The following is a 20499-nucleotide window of genomic DNA, read 5'->3' on the forward strand; positions in this document are numbered from 1 at the left end:
TTTTTGAGGTATGTTTACCGCTTTGCAAATATAAACAAAAATCACATTGATGGCAAAAAGAAATTGCACCTCAAATAGATTAAAAATAAGCAGCCAAAATAAAAAAGCGGGGCCAAAGGCCCCGCCCATAAAGCACGGTAGAACCGAACTTATTTCACTTCGACAACAGCGCCGGCTTCGGTCAGCTGCTTCTTGGCGTCTTCGGCTTCGTCCTTGGACACGCCTTCCTTCAGGGTGGAGGGGCAGCCGTCAACCTTTTCTTTGGCTTCTTTGAGGCCAAGGCTGGTCAGGGCGCGCACGACTTTGATGACGCCGATCTTGTTGGCGCCAGCTTCCTTCAGGATAACGTCGAACTCGGTCTTTTCTTCAGCAGCTTCAGCAGCGGCAGCGGGAGCGGCCATCATCATAGCGGCAGCAGGAGCAGCGGCGGACACGCCAAACTTTTCTTCCAGTTCTTTGATGAACTCGGAAAGTTCAAGGACGGTCATGCTGGAGATAAATTCAACAACTTCTTCTTTGGTAACGGCCATGATAGTCTCCTAATCTTTGGCTTAAATTCTGATGATTGCGGTGATGCCCAACTAGGCTGCATTGGACTTCTGCTCTTCGATACCCTTGAGGGCATAGAGCAGGCCACGCAGCACGTTGGCAAACAGCGACACAAAGTTGGTGGGCACGGCGTTCATTGTGCCGAGCAACTGACCAAGAAGCTGTTCCCTGCCGGGCAGCTTGGCCAGCGCGTCCAACTGGGCGGCATCAAGAGCCTTACCGTCCAGGCTGGCGCAGCGAAGCTCAAAGAGCTTGCTTTGCTTGGCAAAATCACTCAACGCCTTGGCCACCGCCACGGGGTCATCGAACCCAAAGGCCACACCGATGTTTTCGCGGAAGTTATCCTTGATAACATCATGTGTGCCGTCGGTCAGAGCAATACGCGCCAACGTGTTTTTAACGACGAGATATTCGCCGCCAGCCTTGCGCAGGCTAACACGAAGGTTTGTCAGCTCTTCCACCGTCATACCCTTGAAGTCCGTCAGCACAGCAAAGGAAGCACTGTCGGCCTTGGCCTTAATGGCTCCAATAACTGCGGCTTTTTCAGACCTGTTCACGTGATACCTCTCACGTTCGGGGTTGCCAGGTGGAATGCCGAGCCAAAGTAGAAGCGTCTGGGCAGGGCAATTAAGGGCGAACCCGCCTGCCGTCTTCGACTCGTATTCCGATCCTCAGACACAATAATAGCGGCCTGGAGTACAGGCCGCTATCACTCTTGAGAGAGTTTATCCCTCAAGAAATTTTTTGACCTGGGTCATATCAACCTTGAAACCAGGGCCCATGGTGGTGGAAACCGCCATAGAAACCATGTAGGCACCCTTGGCTGCCGAAGGCTTGAGGCGGTTCACAGCGTCAAGCAGGGCCTTAAGGTTGCCCAAAATCTTTTCAGCGCCAAAAGAGGCCTTGCCCAAGGGAGCGTGCAGCACGCCCGCCTTGTCAACCTTGAAGTCAACGCGGCCAGCCTTCAGTTCGGTCACGGCCTTGGCAACGTCAAAGGTCACCGAGCCGGTCTTGGCGTTGGGCATAAGACCACGGGGGCCAAGCACTCGGCCGATCTGACCCACAAGGGCCATAACATCGGGGGTAGCAACGGCTGCGTCAAAGTTCAGGTTGCCTTCCTTGATCTGAGCGACCAGATCTTCGGCACCAACCACGTCTGCACCGGCTTCACGGGCTTCAGCCTGCTTTTCGCCCTTACAGAACACGGCCACGCGCACAGTTTTGCCAAGCCCGTGGGGCAAGGTAACGGCGCCGCGCACCATCTGGTCAGAATACTTGGGGTCAACGCCAAGACGAATGGCCACATCAACGGTTTCGTCAAATTTGGCAAAGGCCGCGCCAAGCGATTTGCTTACAGCGTCTTCAATGCTGAAGCGTTCCTGAAGATCGGTGCCTTCGAGAACTTTACGAAAATTTTTGCCGTGTTTAGGCATGGGATAATCCTTGTCGTTTTGCATCTCCTGCCGCACTTCAGCTTGAGTGAAAGCAGCAGTACAATTGATTTCAACGATGGCGACTTCGGAACTATTAAATAGTTGCTGAACCGTCGCCCAAGGCCAGAAAACCTGCAAACTGCGGAAGCGTTGCCTCCGCAAAGCGGTATGGCCTTATTTTACGTCAATGCCCATGCTGCGAGCAGTACCCGCAATGGACTTAACCGCAGATTCAATGCTGGCTGCGTTGAGATCGGGCAGCTTGAGCTTCGCGATTTCTTCAATCTGAGCCATGGTCAGGCTGCCAACCTTGTTACGGTTGGGTTCGCCAGAACCTTTTTCAATCTTGGCGGCCTTCATGATCAGCACCGAGGCCGGAGGGGTCTTGGTGATGAAGGTGAAAGAGCGGTCAGCATACACCGTGATAACCACGGGGATGATCATGCCTTTCTGGTCTTGAGTGCGGGCATTGAATTCTTTGCAGAAGCCCATGATGTTCAGGCCGTGCTGACCGAGGGCCGGACCTACCGGCGGGGAGGGGTTGGCCGCGCCCGCAGGAATCTGCAATTTAATCTTGGCAACTTCTTTTTTAGCCATTTGCTTTATCCTTCATCGCTGCTCGCGCTGCTCGGCATGAGGCCGCTGCGCGGGGGCAAGTCATTAAGCAAGGTTAGGTGATATTTGCCCCGGCATGCTGTGCAAGTAGTACAAACACACCGTACGGACAAGGAGAGAATCCCGTCCGCAGAACCCTTGTGTGAAAGGGGTCTAGCCTTTGGAAACCTGTGCGAAATCCAGTTCCACAGGGGTTTGACGCCCAAAAATGGAAACGGAGACCCGCAGCTTTCCCTTGTCGTAGTTAACGTCTTCAACCACGCCGTTAAAGCCCCCAAAGGGACCTTCAATGACGCGCACATCGTCACCCCTGTCAAAGTTGAACTTGGGCCGCGGGGTTTCCTGGCGTGATTCCATCAATTCCAGAATGCGTTCGGCTTCGCCATCACGCATGGGGGTGGGACGGTTTTTCCCCCCCACAAATCCGGTAACTTTGGGGATGGACTGCACCAGATGCCAGGACAGGTCGGTCATGACCATGCGAACCATCACATAGCCAGGGTAGAACTTGCGCGTTGATGTACGCTGCTGTCCACCCTTGGTGGGTTCGATGACCTTCTCGGTGGGTACCACCACTTCCTCAATAAGGCCCTGTTCCTGCCCGGTGCGGCGCAACTCGTTAATGGTTTTTTGCACACGCTGCTCGAATCCCGAGTAGGTATGCACAATGTACCAGCGAGCCTTTTGAGAGAGCTCGGAAGTTTCGTCGATAGCGGGATCTTTCATATTGGCCTTCAGGACAGTATGGTCTTGATCAGGGATGACAGACCAAGGTCAACCAGCCCAAGAATGACGGCCATCACGGCGACAAAGCCCAACACAGCCAGAGTGGCCTTGCGTGTTTCTTTTACCGTGGGCCAGGTCACCTTGCGCAACTCTGCCTTGGCGTCTTCTACGTAACGCAGGAAGCGTACGAAAACGTTGGGGGCTTTGTCGGCCTTGAGGTCACCAGCCTGAGCTTGTTTTTTTGCCATGGTGTTGTCCGGAGATAAAAAATGGCAGGGCAGGAGGGATTCGAACCCCCAACATGCGGTTTTGGAGACCGCCGCTCTAGCCGTTAGAGCTACTGCCCTGCGTGCCGTCCGGGGGGCTATAAGCCCCCCAGCGGAATTATGTTACCTGGTTTCGCGATGCAACGTGTGCTTCTTGTCCCAGGGGCAATACTTTTTCATTTCCAGCCGACCGGTAGTAGTTTTCTTGTTCTTCCGGGTGCTGTAGTTGCGGCGTTTGCACTCAGTGCAAGCCAGAAGTATGTTAACTCTCATAGGTCTACTCGGTGATTTCGGTCACCACACCCGAGCCAACGGTGCGGCCACCTTCGCGGATAGCGAAGCGCAGACCAGCTTCCATGGCAATGGGAGCGATGAGTTCCACCAGGAACTGCGAGTTGTCACCAGGCATAACCATTTCCACGCCTTCGGGCAGACCGATAACACCGGTGATGTCCGTGGTACGGAAGTAGAACTGAGGACGGTAGCCAGTGAAGAACGGGGTATGACGGCCGCCTTCTTCCTTGGAGAGCACGTACACTTCAGCCTTAAACTTCTTGTGGGGCGTGATGCTCTTGGGAGCAGCAAGAACCTGGCCGCGTTCCACGTCGTCACGCTTGACGCCGCGCAGCAGGGCGCCGATGTTGTCGCCAGCTTCACCCTGATCGAGCAGCTTGCGGAACATTTCTACGCCGGTGCAGGTGGTCTTAACGGTGGGCTTGATACCCACGATTTCAACTTCTTCGCCGACCTTGACCACGCCGCGTTCCACACGACCGGTCACAACGGTGCCACGGCCAGAGATGGAGAACACGTCTTCGATGGGCATCAGGAAGGGCTTGTCGATGTCACGCTCAGGCGTGGGGATGAAAGAGTCGCAAGCTTCCAGCAGGTCGAGAATGCACTTGGCTTCAGCGGAATCAGGGCTGTCAGTTTCAAGGGCCTTCAGAGCGGAACCGCGGATAACGGGCACGTCGTCGCCGGGGAAGTCATAGGAAGACAGCAGTTCGCGCACTTCCAGTTCCACCAGTTCAAGCAGCTCTTCGTCGTCCACGAGATCGCACTTGTTCAGGAACACCACCAGCTGGGGCACACCGACCTGACGGGCGAGCAGGATGTGCTCACGGGTCTGGGGCATGGGGCCGTCAGTGGCTGCTACCACCAGGATACCGCCGTCCATCTGGGCAGCGCCGGTGATCATGTTCTTGATGTAGTCGGCGTGACCGGGGCAGTCCACGTGCGCATAGTGACGATTGGGGGTCTCGTACTCAACATGCGAGGTGGAGATGGTGATACCACGTTCCTTTTCTTCGGGGGCCTTGTCGATTTCGTCATACGAAATGAACTTGCCACCGTTCTTCATGTTCGCCACTTTGGTGATGGCGGCAGTCAGAGTGGTTTTGCCGTGGTCGATATGGCCGATGGTGCCGATGTTTACATGGGGCTTTTTGCGTTCAAATTTTTCCTTGCCCATTGTACGTCTCCCTGGAGAAAATAATGTTTGCGTTTTACCTGCGTTACAAAAAAGTGCTTCAAGCTTTGCGTGTGTAACGCCTGCTCCTCGCGTAACGGCTGCGGCAGTGGGAAAAAAACCGTTGGGCGGCCCGCTGTCCGCATTCAGTCCCTGGACACCAGGGAACGTGCATTGGCGGACGGGTTGACTGAGGGGAGGAAATCAGCAGGAATGGAGCGGGAAACGGGATTCGAACCCGCAACCCTCAGCTTGGAAGGCTGATGCTCTAGCCGTTGAGCTATTCCCGCACGCTACCGTAGTTCCCCGACAGGCACCCTGTCTCCTACAGCCAAGGCAGTTTTTTGTAACCAGCCACCAACCGTCTGAGTTTATGGAGACGGAAAAGTGGTGGTGGAGGGGGGTGGATTTGAACCACCGAAGTCTTACGACGACAGATTTACAGTCTGTTCCCTTTGGCCACTCGGGAACCCCTCCACTCGTGCCGCTTAAGGTAGGGCAAGTGTCCTTCCTTTGACCGGCGTAATTCTGGAGCTGGCGATGGGACTTGAACCCGCAACCTGCTGATTACAAATCAGCTGCTCTGCCAGTTGAGCTACGCCAGCGGCAAGAGTGCTATTTAGCGACTTCTGATGTGCTTGGCAAGTAAAAAATGCATTTTTGCGAATTTTTTTTATAACTTTCTCTGGCGCGGCAGTCGGATAAGTCCTAAAAAGCAGCGCCAAATCTGAAGAAATGGCGTTTTGTCGTCAAAAACTAGCGACAGGTTCGACGAGCCACTGTGCAGCGCTCAAACCCGGCCAAATCTCTATGAGTCTCGGTATGTTCAAAAAAATTGCTCGCCCGCAGCAGGCGACGTGTGCTTGCACCCTGTGCTGCGCCGTGTTCCAGCAACAGCCGCCCACCGGGTTTGAGCGCACCGCCTGCCGCATGAATAACGGCTTCAAGGTGGGCCAGCCCCTCATGCGGCGAAAATAGCGCGCTGTGCGGTTCGTAAGCAAGCACTTCGTCCATTACCATAGAGCGCTCGCCTTCGGCAATATATGGCGGGTTGCTTACCAGCATGGCGTATGCCCCTTGCTCCAGAGGCGCTCTGTGCATATCGCCACGCACGAGGGCCACGCAGTGTTGCGCTTTGAGCCGATGAGCATTTTGCTGTGCGGTTTCCAGTGCGTTGCCGCTGATATCCATGAGCAGGCCATGCCACCGGGGAAGCTCCAGAGCCAGTGTAATGCCAATGCAGCCCGAGCCTGTGCCCAGGTCTGCGAAATGAAGACCTGCGCCCTGCATGTCCATCTGGGATTCTAGTTCTTTTGCCGCCTCAAGAGCTTTATCAATGAGCAACTCTGTTTCGGGGCGTGGAATTAGCGTATGGGACGTCACCAAAAAGTCGCGCCCGTAAAATTCCTTGCTGCCTGTTATGTGGGCCACCGGTTCCCCACCAGTTCGGCGGCCAATGAGCGCATTAAGGCTGGTAAGTTCATGTTCCAGCAGTTCGCGTTCGCCTTGGACCACGCAAGCGATACGATCCAGGCCGAGTACGTGGCCTACCAGCACATGCGCGCAAAGGCGGGGGCTGTCCACCCCCGCCTTTTGCAGTGTTTGTGCGGCTTCAGTAAGGTACTGGCGCAGCTTCACTAGGCTCAGGCTCCAGCTTCATCGCCGGAGCGGCTGGTCTTGCGTCTGGGGCCAGCAGGAGCTGTCGCCTTGCGAGCACGGGCAGCTACCACGCCTTTGTCCTTCTTGCCGTCTTCAGTTTTGTTTTTGCCGTTCTTGTCGGAACCTGAAGCCCCGCCCCGGCCGCTCTTGCCTTCAAAAACGAGGGGGAGCAGCTCGTCGTAGTGGTGCACAGGATGCACGCTTATACGCTTAAGCAGTTCCTTGGGCACATCTTCAAGATCCTTGGTGTTCTGCCAGGGGATGATCACGTTCTTGAGGCCACGCGCCACGCCTGCCAGAATTTTTTCCTTGATGCCGCCCACGGGCAGCACCCGGCCTTGAAGGGTTATTTCACCAGTCATGCACAGGTCGGCCCGCACACGGCGGCCGCTGAGGGCCGAAATGAGGGCTGTGGTAAGGGTGACGCCTGCCGACGGCCCATCCTTGGGGGTGGCCCCGGCTGGCACATGCACATGGATGTCGAATTCCGATACAAAAGACGGATTTACACCCAGTTCTTCGGCGCGGCTGCGGATATAACTCAGTGCAGCCTGGGCGCTTTCCTTCATTACATCACCCAACTGGCCTGTGAGCGTAAGGCCTCCCTTGCCCTTCATGACAGTGGCCTCCACGGTAAGCACTTCGCCGCCCGCAGGAGTCCAGGCCAGACCAAGAGCCATGCCGGGCATGAGCTTCTTTTCCTTTTCGTCTTCTATGAAGCGCGGCGCACCCAGCAACTTCTCCACATCGGCCACGTCAACCTTGAAGGGGCCTTTTTTGCCTTCAGCCTTGCGGCGTGCAAGCTTGCGGCAGATGGAAGACAATTCGCGTTCGAGGTTGCGCAGGCCCGCTTCGCGCGTGTATTCTTTAATAACCTTTTCCAGCGCCGCTTCTTCCAGAACCACGTCCTTTTCTTCCAGGCCGTTTTCCTTGATTTTCTTGGGCAGCAGATGCTTACGCGCTATTTCGGCTTTTTCCTGCATGGTGTAGCCGGGTAGGGTAATGACCTCCATACGGTCTCGCAGGGCCGCCGGAATGGTTTCAAGGTGGTTGGCCGTGCACAGAAACATCACCTTTGACAGATCAAAGGGCACATTCAGGTAGTGGTCGCTGAAGGTGTAGTTCTGTTCCGGATCCAGCACTTCCAGCAGGGCCGAAGACGGGTCGCCCCTGAAATCCGAGCCGAGCTTGTCCACTTCGTCCAGCACGATAACCGGGTTACGCGTGCCTGCCTGTTTGAGGCTTTGAATGATGCGGCCAGGCATGGCTCCGATATAGGTGCGCCTGTGCCCGCGGATTTCTGCCTCATCGTGCATACCGCCCAGCGAAAGCCTTTGGAACTTGCGGCCCAGCGCACGAGCGATGGAGCGGCCCAAAGAGGTTTTGCCAACACCGGGAGGGCCCGCGAAGCAGAGAATCGGCCCCTTGGACTGCGGGTTGAGCTTGCGCACGCTCAGGAATTCAAGGATGCGGTCTTTAACCTTTTCCAGACCACAGTGGTCTTCATCTAGAATTTGCTTGGCATAGGCTATGTCCAGCCTGTCACGCGAAAGCTTTTTCCACGGCAGCTCTACCATCCAGTCAAGATAGGTACGCACAACGTTGGCTTCGGAGGAATCCGCATGCATGCCCGCCAGACGCCGCAGTTGCTTGTCAGCTTCCTTGCGAACATCCTTGGGCAGGCCTGCCTTGTCCAGAGCGGCCTTCAGGGTTTCCAGTTCCTCTTCGCCTTCCTCTTCCTTATCGCCAAGCTCCGTGCGGATGGCTTTAAGCTGTTCGCGCAAGAAGTAGTCTTTCTGCGCTTTATCCATCCCTTCGCGTGCGGAACTCTGGATGCGAGCCTGAACTGTGGCTACCTCCACCTCGCGTTGCAGCTGGGTATTGACCAGCATGAGGCGGTCCAGAGGATCTTCAGCCTCCAGAATACGCTGGGCGTCAGAGGTCTTCATGCGCATATTGGCGGCAATGAGGTCGGCCAGGCGACCCGGATCGTCAACACCTTGCAGAACGGCCAGCACGTCCGGCGAAGAAAGGCCGCGCAACGACAGCACCTTTTCGCTCTGTTCGCGTACTGATCGCAGCAAGGCTTCCACCGTGGGATCTATCTTGGGCGTGGTTTCTTGCAGGGTTTCAATCTGAGCTTCAAGGAAAGGCTCAACCTGACTGAAGCTGCGTACACGTGCGCGGCTTACGCCCTGCACAAGAATTTTCACCCGAGAGTCGGGCATCTTGAGCATGCGCATGACCTGCACAACCGTGCCAACCTGATAGAGATCGTCCGGGCCGGGGTCTTCAGTGCCTTCTTCTTTTTGGGCGCAGACAAGCAGATGACGTCCGTTTTTCAGGGCCGCATCCACAGCCTGAACGGATTTTTCACGACCAATGAAGAGGGGTAGAATCATGTAGTTAAAAATAACCACGTCGCGCACGGGCAGAACGGGCAGCGTATCCGGTATGCTTTGCATGGCAGCCATGAGGCCGCCTTCGTTTTCCGACGTATCCTGCGCGAGAGGGTTAGTGTCCCGCTGTTCTTCATTTTCGATGCCCGGGTCAGTGCTTGAGCCGAGCTCTTCCATATTCAGGAAAATATTTTTGTCATTGTAATCAGCCATATAGTCTCCCTGACTGCCTATTATATGGTCTGCATCTGCGTGATGCTGTAGCAGTCTCCCTCAGTAACAATAACGTGATCCAGAAAGCGCAGGCCCAATTGTGGTGCAAGTCTTTGCAGTTCGGCGGTAAAAGTTTTGTCCGCCTCCGAAGGAGCGGGGTTGCCGCCGGGATGGTTGTGCACCATTATGATACCGCTGGCCTTACGCAACAGCGCTGTCTCAAACACTTCTCTGGGTTTCATAGAAACCTCTGCAACTCCACCTCGCCGCAAACACTCCCACGATGTAAGCCTGTTTCGCTGGTCTACCAGCGCCAGCCAGCATTCTTCGTGAGGGCAACCCGCCAATCGGCTTTGAGCCATGCGGGCCACTGCTTGAGGTGTTGCCAGAACTTCTCTTTTGCGCATGGCCGAAGCCAGATAACGGCTGCGGGTTTCGCGTATGACCTCAAAAAAGGTCATCAGTCCTGGCCCAAAACCGGGGACTGCCAGAAGTTCATCTGGCCGGGCGTCCATAACGCCCCTGATGCTGCCAAACCTTTGCAGCAGTTCCTTGGCCAGAGGTTTGGTGTCCTTCCGTGTGAGGCCATAGCCCAACAGCAGTTCCAGTACCTCGTAATCTGCCACAGCTGCTGGTTCATGCTCAAAACGCTCACGCAGTCTGGCTCTGTGGCCTGCGTGTAGTGGGGTCGGGTCTGGCTTTGCTGTCATAAGGTAAGCAGTCTTGGAGGTTATGCAAGAGGCAGAGAGGTGACTACAGGGATTTTGCCCGCAGTGGGCGGGAAACTGGGTGTTGCTTGCGGTGGATCATGCGCGGCCCTGTGCGCGGGCAAAAAGGGCTGTCATGCGGGCTGCCAGAAAATCCAGGCTTTGTTCCGGGCTGCGCCGGCCACTTTTTACGAACAGCTCCGCGTCGACCACAAGGGTCATCCCCTGAGCGATGCCTTCTGCCCCCAAGCGTTGGGCGAGCTGTTTCTTTGTGCCAGCGTCCTGTGGGCGCATGCGTGGGTTTTCGCCTGCATGACACTGCCAGAGGAGGCGCAGTTCGCGGGCCAACAGAGCCAGAAGGGAAAACAGCAGACTGTCGCCGTCTTTACTGCGCGCAAGCTCTCTCCACACGGCAGGCAAATTGCCAGCCTGCATATGGCGTATGCAGGCAAAAACGTCACACTCCGGGCTCCACGAGGCAGTGGAAATCATTGCAAGGCTTATGTTGCCCTCAGGGTTGCCGGGCGCATCGCCAGTGGGGTTGCCCGCCACATCTTCGCCCTTTGTCAGCGTTGCGCGGAGCAGAAGCAGTTTTTCGAGTTCATTTTCAATGGCCAGCGCGTCAGGAGGAACAGAAGCGCAGAACTGCTCAAGAGCATCGGGCTCAAACCGCAATCCAAGTGATTGGCAGCGTTGCAGCACATGTTTTTTAACCGTGCGCTCGTTAAGCCCTTCATGCCGCCATATCCAGCCCTGCTTGTCGGCAAAGCCCGTGCAGGGCAATTTGCCCAAGTGAGCGGGAATTTTGGGTTGGCCCCGTTCCCAGTTTACTTCAAGGCAGAAGAAAGGCCAGCATTGGTCTGAAGGGCGAGCCAAAGCGTGGGAAATTTTTTTCCACACAGCAGCGGGCCACTGGTTGGCCTGCCGTATGATCAAGGCGCGTGGCGCTCCAAAGAGTCCTTGAAGCGTGAGGTGTTCCCAGAAGCGCTGGGGAGGTTCTTCATCCCCCCAATAAACGTGGCGTTCCCACTGAACGGAACTGGCCTGGGGCATAAGGCCGCCGCCAGTTACTGGAGGATGCGCGGCCAGCAGTCGGTTCAAATGGGCGCGTAGCAGCTGCCCGTCGGGGCAGACAAGGAAGGTAAAACCGGGATGGGCGGTGCTCATGTTTGAATGCCGTGCTGTAGTGGTTCCGGCAGTGGCCAGACCATTGTGTCAAGGGTAAGCCTGTCAGGGCAGTAGCATACCGATAAACGCTTTTGCAGGGAAGAGGAAAGGAGAAGGGACGCTTTTTTGCAAAAGCGCCCCTTCAATAAAGTGTTCCAGTGGAGCGTTATGAAGCCTAGTTGGCCACAATGTTGACCAGCTTGCCCGGCACCACCACCACCTTGCGTACGGTGAGCCCGGCAAGATGACGCTGCACAGCGCTGTCGGCAAGGGCAGTGGCTTCCATAGCGGCCTTGTCAGCCTCAGCAGGAATTTCCACAGTGCCCCGCAGTTTGCCATTGACCTGAAGGGCTACGGTAAGCATGTCCTGAGCGGTTGCTGCCTGACTCCAGTCTGGCCAGAGTTCGTCAGAAACCGGGGTGCTGTGACCAAGACGCTCCCAAAGTTCATCACAAACGTGGGGGATAATAGGCGAAAGCAAGGTTATGACTGTGCTCATGGCGGAGGAGAACACGCGGCGGTCAGCCTCATCCATGCCCAACTTTTCCCGCGAAAGGTACATGCTGTTGACCAGTTCCATAACTGCGGCGATAGCCGTGTTGAACTGGAACCGATCGCCCATGTCTTCTCTGGATTTTTTGACAGTGAGGTGTTCACGGCGGCGCAGGTCGCGGGCTTCGGAACTTACAGCGTCCTGCTCGGTGGAGGCGCAGGCCTTGATGGGCAGCAGACGCTCCTGTTCTTCCGAGAACAGTCGCCATACGCGGCCAATAAAGCGTGAAGCGCCCTCGATGCCGGAATCGGACCAGTCAAAATCGCGTTCCGCCGGCGCAGCAAAAAGGCAGAACAGACGCACGGTATCAGCGCCGTATTTTTTGATCATTGCCGTGGGGTCCACCACGTTGCCCTTGGATTTGGACATCTTGCCGCCGTCTTTGAGCACCATGCCCTGAGTGAGCAGGTTGCTGAAAGGTTCGGCAAGTTCCGCAGGAAAGAATCCCATATCGCGGAGCAATTTGGTGAAAAAGCGGGAGTAGAGCAGGTGCAGAATAGCGTGCTCCACGCCGCCTATGTACTGATCCACAGGCAGCCAGTATTTTATGGCCTCTATATTGAAGGGGGCTTCACTGTCACGGGCGCTGGTAAACCGGGCGAAATACCAGGACGATTCCACAAAGGTATCCATAGTATCGGTTTCGCGCCGGGCAGGGCCGCCGCACGTGGGACACGTGCAGTGCGCAAACGATGGGGTGTCAGCCAGGGGCGAACGTCCATCGCTGTGGGTCTTTACATCCAGAGGCAAAAGCACAGGCAGGTTTTCTTCCTTTTCAGGAACAATCCCGCACTGGTCGCAATAAATTATAGGAATGGGTGAACCCCAGTAGCGCTGGCGCGATATGTTCCAGTCGCGCAGGCGAAACTGTGTGGTGGCCTTGCCTTTGCCTTGTTTTTCAAGGCTCTGGGCCACGGCCTTTTTGCCATCATCGTTGGGCATGCCGTCAAAGGGGCCGGAGTTGACCATAACGCCGTCGCCGGTGAAGGCCTCGGTCATGGTTTCCGGGTCCAGTGCCTCGCCTGCGGGATTTATGACAACGTGCAGGGGCAGGCCATATTTGCGGGCAAACTCAAAGTCTCGTTGGTCGTGGGCAGGCACACCCATGACCGCGCCTGTTCCATAGTCGGCCAGAACGAAATTGCCGAGCCACAGAGGCACGCGCTGCCCTGTGAACGGATGTATGGCATAAGCTCCGGTGAAAATGCCTTCTTTTTCGACGGCATCAGACTGGCGATCCAAACGGTCCATATTGCGGATACGTTCCACAAAAGCACGAACTTCTTCGGCCTTGGGGTATCCCTCAATAAGCTTTTCAACCAGGGGATGCTCGGGCGCCAGGGTCATGAAGGTAACACCAAAGACCGTGTCAGGCCTGGTGGTGAACACGTCGATGCCTTCGATACCCTTGATGGCTTTTTCAAGACCAAAGGAAATGGAGGCGCCAGTGGATTTGCCAATCCAGTTGCGCTGCATGGCGATAACGCGGTCGGGCCAGCCACCTTCGAGTTTTGCAAGATCTTCAAGCAGCTCATCGCCATAGGCGGTGATTTTGAGAAACCACTGCGTCAGGTCCTTTTGCACCACAGGGCTGTCGCAACGCCAGCACAGGCCATCGATGACCTGTTCGTTAGCCAGCACGGTATGGCAAGACGGGCACCAGTTTTGAGGAGCTTTTTTGCGGTAGACCATGCCCTTTTCCAGCAGGCGCAAAAAAAACATCTGTTCCCAGCGGTAGTATTCCGGGCGGCAGGTGGCGAGTTCGCGGGACCAGTCATAAGAATAGCCCAACCGCTTCAGTTGCGTACGCATGTTGCTGATATTGGCGTAGGTCCATTCAGCGGGGTGGGTATTATTTTTGATGGCTGCGTTTTCGGCAGGCAGGCCAAAGGCGTCCCAACCCATTGGGTGCATCACGTTGAAGCCCTGCATGCGCTTGCTGCGTGCCACCACATCCCCGATGGAATAGTTACGTACATGGCCCATGTGGATGTTGCCCGAAGGATAGGGAAACATCTCAAGCACATAGTATTTGGGCTTATTGCTGTCATGGCTGCAGGCAAAAGCGTTTTCAGCCTGCCACCGGGCCTGCCATTTTTCTTCAATAGCTTGGGGATTGTAGCGTTCTTCGTGTGTCATGGGGCATACCGATTCAGAAAGATTAATTGGCTGATGTGACGGATCGTTGCAGTTCGCCAGATTCCAGAGCTTTGGCTACAGCGTCTAGAATACCATTGATGAAGTTTTTGGCATTGCCTTCGCCAAATTGGCGGCTTAGCTCCAGAGCTTCATTTATGGAAACCTTGGGCGGCACATCATTGCGGAACAAAAGCTCAAATACGGCCAGACGCAGCAGCGTCAGTTCCACTCGGCCCATACGGTCTACACGCCAGTTGTGGGAAAATTTGGTGATGGCTTTATCCAGAGCGTCGCTGTTGCTCCACACGCCTTCCACCAGCTCCCAGGAAAAACCGCAGGTTTCGACAGGAACGCCACTTTCTTCACTACGCACGAGATTGTCCGGTGACGTGCGGAAGCTGCGGCGCAGTTCCTCAAGGGTCCGGGCCGGTGTGAAGGAAAGACCGTACAAAACTTGAAAAGCCAGCTCGCGTTCACCGCGTCTTGTAGCATTTTTGGCCTTGGCCATAAGTTTACAACTGCTCCATAACGCGAATGGTTTCCAGCATGGCAGCAGCAGCTTCCACGCCCTTGTTGCCAGCCTTGGAACCGGCGCGCTCAATAGCTTGCTCAATATTATCGCAAGTGAGCAAACCGAAGCCGATGGGCATGTTATGCTCCATCATGCTGTGGGCAATTCCCTTGCTCGCTTCAGCGCAAACATAGTCAAAATGGGGGGTGCCGCCGCGAATAACAGCGCCCAGAGCAAGAATGCCGTCATACTTGCCCGATGCAGCGAGCTTCTGGCAAATCAGGGGCATTTCGAAAGCGCCGGGAATACGCACCAGAGTGACGTTTTTCGTGTCCAGCCCGTGACGTTCAAGATAATCAAGAGCACCACCCACCAGGCGGTCTACGATGAAATCATTGAAGCGGGTGGCCACGATGGCTACTTTAAGCCCCTTGGCGTCCAACTGGCCCGCAATGGTTGTCATTGTGTTCATGGCAACTCCTCGGCGCATGGTGATGCGCTTTCATTCTATAGTAATGTGGTGCAAAAATAACAGGGGGCGCGATCCCGAACCGTGCCTATAAAAAGCCCTGTCGCAGCAAAAATTCCATGTTCAACCCAGAAGATTTCGGAGGCGCGTTTTTTCCATTTGCAGCAGCTGTCCAAGGACCCAGCAGGTTGCGCACATACTTGCCAATAAGGTCTGTTTCCATATTGACGGACACGCCAGAACGCCAGTGCAGCATGGTGGTGCGCTTCTGGGTGTCTGGTATGATATTGACCTCAAGAAAATCCGGGCCACAATCATTGACCGTAAGGCTAATGCCGTCAAGGGTTACAGAACCCTTGGAAATGATTTCAACTCCGAATTCTGCAGGAAAGGAGAGGCGGCAACGTAGCGATTGTCCCACCTGGCGCACTTCGCTCACGGTAGCAAGGCAGTCCACATGGCCGCTGACAAGGTGCCCGCCCAACCGATCGCCCAGTGCCAGGGCACGCTCAAGGTTGACCAGATGCCCCGTTTGCAGGTTGCCCAGTGTGGTACGCGAGAGAGTCTCGCTTGATGCGTAGGCAGTAAACGTGTCGGCTCCGTGTTCTTCCACAGACAGGCAGGCACCGTTGACTGCTATGGATTCGCCATCAACAATGTCAGTCAGAGAAAAAAGGGGGCGCAGGCAGATGCGGCATTCAGCCCCTGTTTTACGGAGTGAGCGTACTTCGCCTTGTCCCTGGATGATGCCTGTAAACATGAAGTTCTACTTTCCTTCAGCAAGCTGCAAGGGGCGCAGTTCAATATGAATGTCGCCGCCGCTGATGTGGGTTCCAATAACGCGCATGCGCAGAGCCTCGTCCAGGCTCAGGGGAGCCCTGCCGGAAAAGAGCGGATGCGCGTCCTCATCACCCAGAATCATTGGGGCCATATGCAGGCGAAATTCGTCCACCACGCCAGATTCCAGAAGGCTGAGGGCCAGATGGCCGCCGCCTTCGCACAAAAGATAGGGGCAGTGCAGCTCTTCCCACAGGGTGTGCAGCATGTGGGTCAGGTCTGGCCCGCCGCGCAGCGCGGGGCCAAGCGAAAGCACGCGTACGCCCATATCTCGCAGAGCCTTGGCGGTAGTAGAGGCCGCCGCTGCGGGCGAAGCGAGAAATATTGTCTGCGCTGGCCGTTCCTTGAGCAGGTAAAAATCTGCGTCCGGCTGGGGCAGACGTGAGGTCAGCACACAAGCCAGCGGTTGAGGGCAGTCGGGTTCGTCTTCGCTGATGGGGCGCACTGTGAGGCGGGGATTGTCAGCCCGAAAGGTGCCGCCACCCACAAGCACAGCTCCGCCGCATCGGCCAATACCAGCGCGCAGTTGTTGCACTTCCTGCCGGGATTCTTCGGAGCTGATCCACTGTGATTCGCCCCGCCGGGTAGCTATGCGGCCATCAAGCGTCGCGGCCATCTTCAGAATGACATAGGGCCGCTGCTTTTGCTGCCAGACCAAAAAGTCCGCCACAAGATCACGGCAGGCTTCAGCGCATACGCCTTCAATGACTTCCAAACCGGCTTCACGCAGTTGGCAAGCTCCGCCACAGGCTTCCGGGTTGGGGTCGGACAGACCAACCACAATTTTTTTAATCCCGGCCTGGCGCACCGCGTTGGTGCAGGGCGGCGTTTTGCCTTGATGGCAGCAGGGCTCAAGCGTGACAACAAGCGTGCATTGGGACGCGTCTATACCCTTGGCGGCAGCGTCTTTCAGGCAAGCTACCTCGGCATGGTCCTGCCCTGCGGCCCGGTGCCAGCCCCTGGCCACAACTTGGCCGTCACGCACCAGTACTGCGCCCACCATTGGATTGGGCCAAGTTTTCCAGCGACCCTTTCGCGCAAGGGCAATGGCTTCACGCATGAAGGGGCTGTAATCCAGTTCAGACATGGCGCCTACTCCGGCTGGGGGCTAATAACAGGAGGAACGAAGTTCAGTCTTTCCACATGTACTCCTGCTTCGTCGAGCATGGTTGTAGCAAGCTCGTCAGGGTACTGTTCCGCGTAATAAATATGGCGTATGCCGCAATTGATCAGCATTTTGCTGCACTGTACACAAGGATGGGTGGTACAATACAGCTCAGCGCCGCTGATATTGATGCCGTGCACAGCCGCCTGGATGATGACGTTCTGCTCGGCATGCAAACCGCGGCAGATTTCATGCCGCTGGCCGGAAGGAATACCCATCTGCTCGCGCAGGCAACCCACTTCTAAGCAGTGAGGAACGCCTGCCGGAGCACCGTTGTACCCTGTTGCAAGAATACGCTTGTCCTTTACGGCAACAGCGCCAACCTTACGGCGGGTGCACGTCGATCGCCCACTTACAAGATAAGTGATATTCATGAAATATTCAGGCCAAGGTAATCTTTGCATCGGGCACCCGTTAGAATTTTGTTCAGTGTACATAGTGGCGGCGTAAAAGCCAAGCTACGGAACGGAACCCCCAAGGAGAAAAACTGCGCTGAAAATAAAAGGCAAGAGCGTTTATCTGCCCGCCTTACAATTCAGATAATTCGCGCTCAAGGCGAAATTCAGCATCCTGTGCGTGACAGTGGCGCTTCACAAGTACGGCCCGAAGGTAGTTAACCCTCGGGCCGAGGAAGGCCGTAAAAAGCACTATGCCTTAATAGGCAAACAAGGGGAACTGATGGGCGAATTCTTCGACATTTTTGCGGATTTTTTCAAGTTCCGCTGTGTTGTCGCGTTTTTCAAGAGCCGTCACAATAAACTGGGCCACGGTACGCATGTGATCCTGCTTCATGCCGCGCGTCGTCAGGGCCGCAGAGCCCAGACGTACGCCAGACGTCACAAAGGGAGAACGCGTTTCAAAAGGCACAGTGTTTTTGTTCACAGTGATACCAGCAGTATCCAGCGCGATTTCTGCGTCTTTGCCCGTAATGTCCTTGTTGGTCAGGTCAACCAGCATGAGGTGGTTGTCCGTGCCGCCGGAAACGAGGTTGTAGCCAGCTTCGGTAAGGCAGCCAGCCAGGGTGGCCGCGTTGTCTATCACCTGCTGCTGATAGGCTTTGAATGAGGGGCGCAGCGCTTCGCCCAGAGCCACAGCCTTGGCGGCTACCACATGCATGAGAGGGCCGCCCTGAATGCCGGGGAATATCTGGCTATTGAGCGTTTTGGCCATGTCTTCCGTGGACAGGATCATGCCGCCACGGGGACCACGCAGGGTTTTGTGCGTGGTTGTGGTGGTGATGTGGGCATAAGGCACCGGGCTCTGGTGCAGACCAGCGGCCACAAGACCAGCGATGTGCGCCATATCCACCACAAGCTTGGCGCCTACTTCATCAGCGATAGCGCGGAAGCGGATGAAGTCGATGGCGCGGGGGTAGGCACTGGCGCCAGCCACGATAACACTGGGTTTGTGTTCGCGGGCTTTGGCTGCCACATCATCATAGTCGATCCGGCCGGTTTCGCGTTGCACGCCGTAGGAAAAGATCTTGAAAAGGCGGCCAGAGAAGTTCACCGGGCTGCCGTGCGTGAGGTGTCCGCCGTGCGAAAGGTCCATGCCAAGAATGGTGTCGCCTGGCTTAAGAAAGGCCAGGTAGGCAGCCATGTTGGCCTGCGAGCCGGAATGGGGCTGCACGTTGACGTATTGGGCGTCAAAAAGCAGCTTGGCCCTTTCCTGGGCAAGAGTCTCGACCATATCCACATATTCGCAACCGCCGTAATAGCGTTTGCCCGGATAACCTTCGGCATACTTGTTGGTGAGTACGCTGCCTTGCGCCTGGCGTACTGCAGCGGAAACAATATTTTCGGAAGCGATAAGCTCAAGCTTACCCATTTGCCTCTGTGATTCCAGCGCGATGGCCCGGGCGATTTCCGGATCCTGAAGCAGAATTTCATCCATGAACTTGGCATCCTTAGCGAAATATACTGCCCGCCACAGTGGCGGGCAGTGATGTGAATAGGCTGGACCCGGCGCGGGGGGCATCGCTGCGGTTTTGTCGCAGCGAGGGACTCCCGGGTTTTCCTGTTGACACAGGCGGGCTAGTTACAACGCACTATTTATCCCACTTTTTCAATATCAGGCTGGCATTGGTGCCGCCAAAACCAAATGAGTTGCACATGGCGTACTCACAGGCGATATTTTTTGATCCATCAGCCATATAATCAAGATCACAGGCCGGATCAGGATTTTCAAGGTTGATGGTGCCAGGCAGCATTTCATCGTGCAGGGCCAAAGCTGTGAATACGGATTCTATACCGCCAGCTGCGCCAAGCAGGTGCCCAGTCATGGACTTTGTAGCCGAGATTTTGATCTTGCGCGCATGATCGCCAAAGACAAGCTTGATGGCTTTGGTTTCAATGCTGTCGTTGAGCATCGTGGAAGTCGCGTGGGCATTGATATGGCCGATAGCTGCGGGATCAATGGCAGCTTCGCGCAGGGCGTTCTGCATGGCGCGGGCCATGCCTTCACCATTGTCGCAAGGAGCGGTCATATGGTAGGCGTCGCCCGAAGCGCCATAGCCCACCATTTCGGCGTAGATTTTCGCGCCGCGTTCCTGCGCAGACTCCAGCGTTTCAAGCAGCAGCAGGCCAGCACCTTCACCAATAACAAAACCATCACGCTTGGCATCAAAAGGACGCGAAGCCTTTGTTGGTTCGTCGTTGTTCTGGGTTGAGAGCGCCTTGAGGGCCGTGAATCCGGCGACTCCAAGAGGAGTAACCGTAGCTTCAACGCCGCCGCTGATGACAGCTTTGACCCTGCCAAGCAAAATTTCGCTGAATGCCGTGCCCATAGCGTGAATAGCCGAGGCACACGCCGTTGTGGTGACAATATTGGGGCCCTTGGCTCCCGTGAAAATGGAAATTTGGCCCGGACCCATGTTGGAAATAAGCATGGGAATCATGAAGGGCGAAATTTTGCTGGGGCCGTGTTCCAAAAGCTTGGCGTGGTAGGTTTCAAGGGTGTGCAGGCCGCCAAGGCCAATGCCGAGTATCACGGCGGTGTCATAGGCATTGGCGTCCGTCACTTCATAGCCCGCATCCTTGAGCAGCATCTGGGCCGAAGCCACGGCAAACTGGGTAAAGCGGTCCATGCGCCGCACTTGCTTGGCGGGCATGAAATCTTCGGGCACAAAATTTTTCACTTCGCCAGCGATTCGTGAATCATAGGCGGAAGCGTCAAAAAGCGTGATGGGCGCGATGCCCGACTCGCCTGCGAGCAGTTTTTTCCAGGTGCTCTCAATATCGTTGGCGAGGGGCGTAACGCCACCAACACCAGTGATTACTACGCGGGGACGGGTCATGCATGCTCCTTTGAGGCGGAAAGGGGGCTAACAGCCCCCTCACTCGCTGCAGATCTGACAAAAAACCTTGGCTATTTCTTTTCTTCAATATAGGAAATGGCGTCCTGAACCTTCAGAAGCTTCTGGGCATCGTCGTCGGCGATTTCGATTTCGAACTCTTCTTCCATGGCCATGATCAGTTCGGTCAGGTCAAGGGAGTCAGCGCCCAGGTCTTCCACAAAGCTGGCTTCGGGCTTCACTTCATCAGCGCTCACGCCCAGCTGGTCCACAATAATTTTTTTAACTTTTTCGGCGACATCAGACATGGTATCCTCCAGGTAATTTTAAT

The 20499-nt window shown here is 55.8% G+C and carries 21 protein-coding genes and 4 tRNA genes; all 25 read right to left on the minus strand.

The features are described 5' to 3' along the window. Positions 1 to 149: 149 nt before the first annotated feature. On the minus strand, positions 150 to 530 hold the full coding sequence (gene rplL / locus HNQ38_RS02085; RefSeq protein WP_183717742.1) for a 50S ribosomal protein L7/L12: 381 nt from the start codon (positions 528 to 530) through the stop codon (positions 150 to 152). A gap of 51 nt (positions 531 to 581) precedes the next feature. Next, the gene (gene rplJ / locus HNQ38_RS02090; protein WP_183717743.1) at positions 582 to 1106 is read right to left on the minus strand and encodes a 50S ribosomal protein L10; all 525 of its coding nucleotides are present in this window, start codon (positions 1104 to 1106) and stop codon (positions 582 to 584) included. Between the two features lie 168 nt (positions 1107 to 1274). Continuing rightward, complete coding sequence (gene rplA / locus HNQ38_RS02095; RefSeq protein ID WP_183717744.1) at positions 1275 to 1982, minus strand: 50S ribosomal protein L1; 708 nt, start codon at positions 1980 to 1982, stop codon at positions 1275 to 1277. 174 nt (positions 1983 to 2156) lie between these two features. Continuing rightward, on the minus strand, positions 2157 to 2579 hold the full coding sequence (rplK, locus tag HNQ38_RS02100; protein ID WP_183717745.1) for a 50S ribosomal protein L11: 423 nt from the start codon (positions 2577 to 2579) through the stop codon (positions 2157 to 2159). A 171-nt stretch (positions 2580 to 2750) separates the two neighbouring features. After that, positions 2751 to 3323: a transcription termination/antitermination protein NusG gene (nusG, locus tag HNQ38_RS02105; RefSeq protein WP_183717746.1), complete on the minus strand. Its 573-nt coding sequence runs from the start codon at positions 3321 to 3323 to the stop codon at positions 2751 to 2753. An 8-nt stretch (positions 3324 to 3331) separates the two neighbouring features. Then, entirely contained in the window at positions 3332 to 3571 is a 240-nt protein-coding gene (gene secE / locus HNQ38_RS02110; protein WP_183717747.1) for a preprotein translocase subunit SecE, read from the minus strand. 22 nt (positions 3572 to 3593) lie between these two features. Continuing rightward, positions 3594 to 3670, minus strand: a tRNA-Trp gene (locus HNQ38_RS02115). A 42-nt stretch (positions 3671 to 3712) separates the two neighbouring features. After that, positions 3713 to 3862 (minus strand): 50S ribosomal protein L33, encoded by a 150-nt coding sequence (gene rpmG, locus HNQ38_RS02120; protein ID WP_183717748.1) that lies wholly within the window; start codon positions 3860 to 3862, stop codon positions 3713 to 3715. 4 nt (positions 3863 to 3866) lie between these two features. Next, entirely contained in the window at positions 3867 to 5060 is a 1194-nt protein-coding gene (gene tuf / locus HNQ38_RS02125) for an elongation factor Tu (RefSeq protein ID WP_183717749.1), read from the minus strand. A gap of 211 nt (positions 5061 to 5271) precedes the next feature. Continuing rightward, positions 5272 to 5347: transfer RNA gene (locus HNQ38_RS02130), tRNA-Gly, on the minus strand. A gap of 101 nt (positions 5348 to 5448) precedes the next feature. Then, positions 5449 to 5534 (minus strand) — tRNA-Tyr (locus HNQ38_RS02135). A 52-nt stretch (positions 5535 to 5586) separates the two neighbouring features. Next, positions 5587 to 5662: transfer RNA gene (locus tag HNQ38_RS02140), tRNA-Thr, on the minus strand. 151 nt (positions 5663 to 5813) lie between these two features. Next, entirely contained in the window at positions 5814 to 6695 is an 882-nt protein-coding gene (gene prmC / locus HNQ38_RS02145) for a peptide chain release factor N(5)-glutamine methyltransferase (protein WP_183717750.1), read from the minus strand. A 5-nt stretch (positions 6696 to 6700) separates the two neighbouring features. After that, complete coding sequence (gene lon / locus HNQ38_RS02150) at positions 6701 to 9328, minus strand: endopeptidase La (protein WP_183717751.1); 2628 nt, start codon at positions 9326 to 9328, stop codon at positions 6701 to 6703. 20 nt (positions 9329 to 9348) lie between these two features. Then, positions 9349 to 10038, minus strand: coding sequence for a JAB domain-containing protein (locus tag HNQ38_RS02155; RefSeq protein WP_183717752.1), 690 nt, complete (start codon positions 10036 to 10038; stop codon positions 9349 to 9351). A 96-nt stretch (positions 10039 to 10134) separates the two neighbouring features. Continuing rightward, positions 10135 to 11202 (minus strand): DNA polymerase III subunit delta, encoded by a 1068-nt coding sequence (locus HNQ38_RS02160; protein WP_183717753.1) that lies wholly within the window; start codon positions 11200 to 11202, stop codon positions 10135 to 10137. Between the two features lie 175 nt (positions 11203 to 11377). Beyond that, on the minus strand, positions 11378 to 13894 hold the full coding sequence (leuS, locus tag HNQ38_RS02165) for a leucine--tRNA ligase (RefSeq protein WP_183717754.1): 2517 nt from the start codon (positions 13892 to 13894) through the stop codon (positions 11378 to 11380). A 22-nt stretch (positions 13895 to 13916) separates the two neighbouring features. After that, positions 13917 to 14402, minus strand: coding sequence for a transcription antitermination factor NusB (gene nusB, locus HNQ38_RS02170; RefSeq protein ID WP_183717755.1), 486 nt, complete (start codon positions 14400 to 14402; stop codon positions 13917 to 13919). A gap of 4 nt (positions 14403 to 14406) precedes the next feature. Next, complete coding sequence (ribH, locus tag HNQ38_RS02175) at positions 14407 to 14877, minus strand: 6,7-dimethyl-8-ribityllumazine synthase (protein ID WP_183717756.1); 471 nt, start codon at positions 14875 to 14877, stop codon at positions 14407 to 14409. Between the two features lie 85 nt (positions 14878 to 14962). Further along, on the minus strand, positions 14963 to 15634 hold the full coding sequence (locus HNQ38_RS02180; RefSeq protein ID WP_183717757.1) for a riboflavin synthase: 672 nt from the start codon (positions 15632 to 15634) through the stop codon (positions 14963 to 14965). Between the two features lie 6 nt (positions 15635 to 15640). Then, the gene (gene ribD / locus HNQ38_RS02185) at positions 15641 to 16798 is read right to left on the minus strand and encodes a bifunctional diaminohydroxyphosphoribosylaminopyrimidine deaminase/5-amino-6-(5-phosphoribosylamino)uracil reductase RibD (protein ID WP_183717758.1); all 1158 of its coding nucleotides are present in this window, start codon (positions 16796 to 16798) and stop codon (positions 15641 to 15643) included. 5 nt (positions 16799 to 16803) lie between these two features. Then, on the minus strand, positions 16804 to 17280 hold the full coding sequence (locus tag HNQ38_RS02190) for a deoxycytidylate deaminase (protein ID WP_183717759.1): 477 nt from the start codon (positions 17278 to 17280) through the stop codon (positions 16804 to 16806). 250 nt (positions 17281 to 17530) lie between these two features. Beyond that, entirely contained in the window at positions 17531 to 18769 is a 1239-nt protein-coding gene (gene glyA, locus HNQ38_RS02195) for a serine hydroxymethyltransferase (protein WP_183717760.1), read from the minus strand. Between the two features lie 154 nt (positions 18770 to 18923). Beyond that, entirely contained in the window at positions 18924 to 20171 is a 1248-nt protein-coding gene (gene fabF, locus HNQ38_RS02200; protein ID WP_183717761.1) for a beta-ketoacyl-ACP synthase II, read from the minus strand. Positions 20172 to 20242: 71 nt separating this feature from the next. Continuing rightward, a complete protein-coding gene (locus HNQ38_RS02205) occupies positions 20243 to 20476 on the minus strand; it encodes an acyl carrier protein (protein WP_183717762.1) in 234 nt (77 codons plus the stop codon). Between the last annotated feature and the right edge of the window lie 23 nt (positions 20477 to 20499).

The sequence above is a fragment of the Desulfovibrio intestinalis genome, from assembly GCF_014202345.1.
GTDB classification, from domain to species: Bacteria; Desulfobacterota; Desulfovibrionia; order Desulfovibrionales; family Desulfovibrionaceae; genus Desulfovibrio; species Desulfovibrio intestinalis.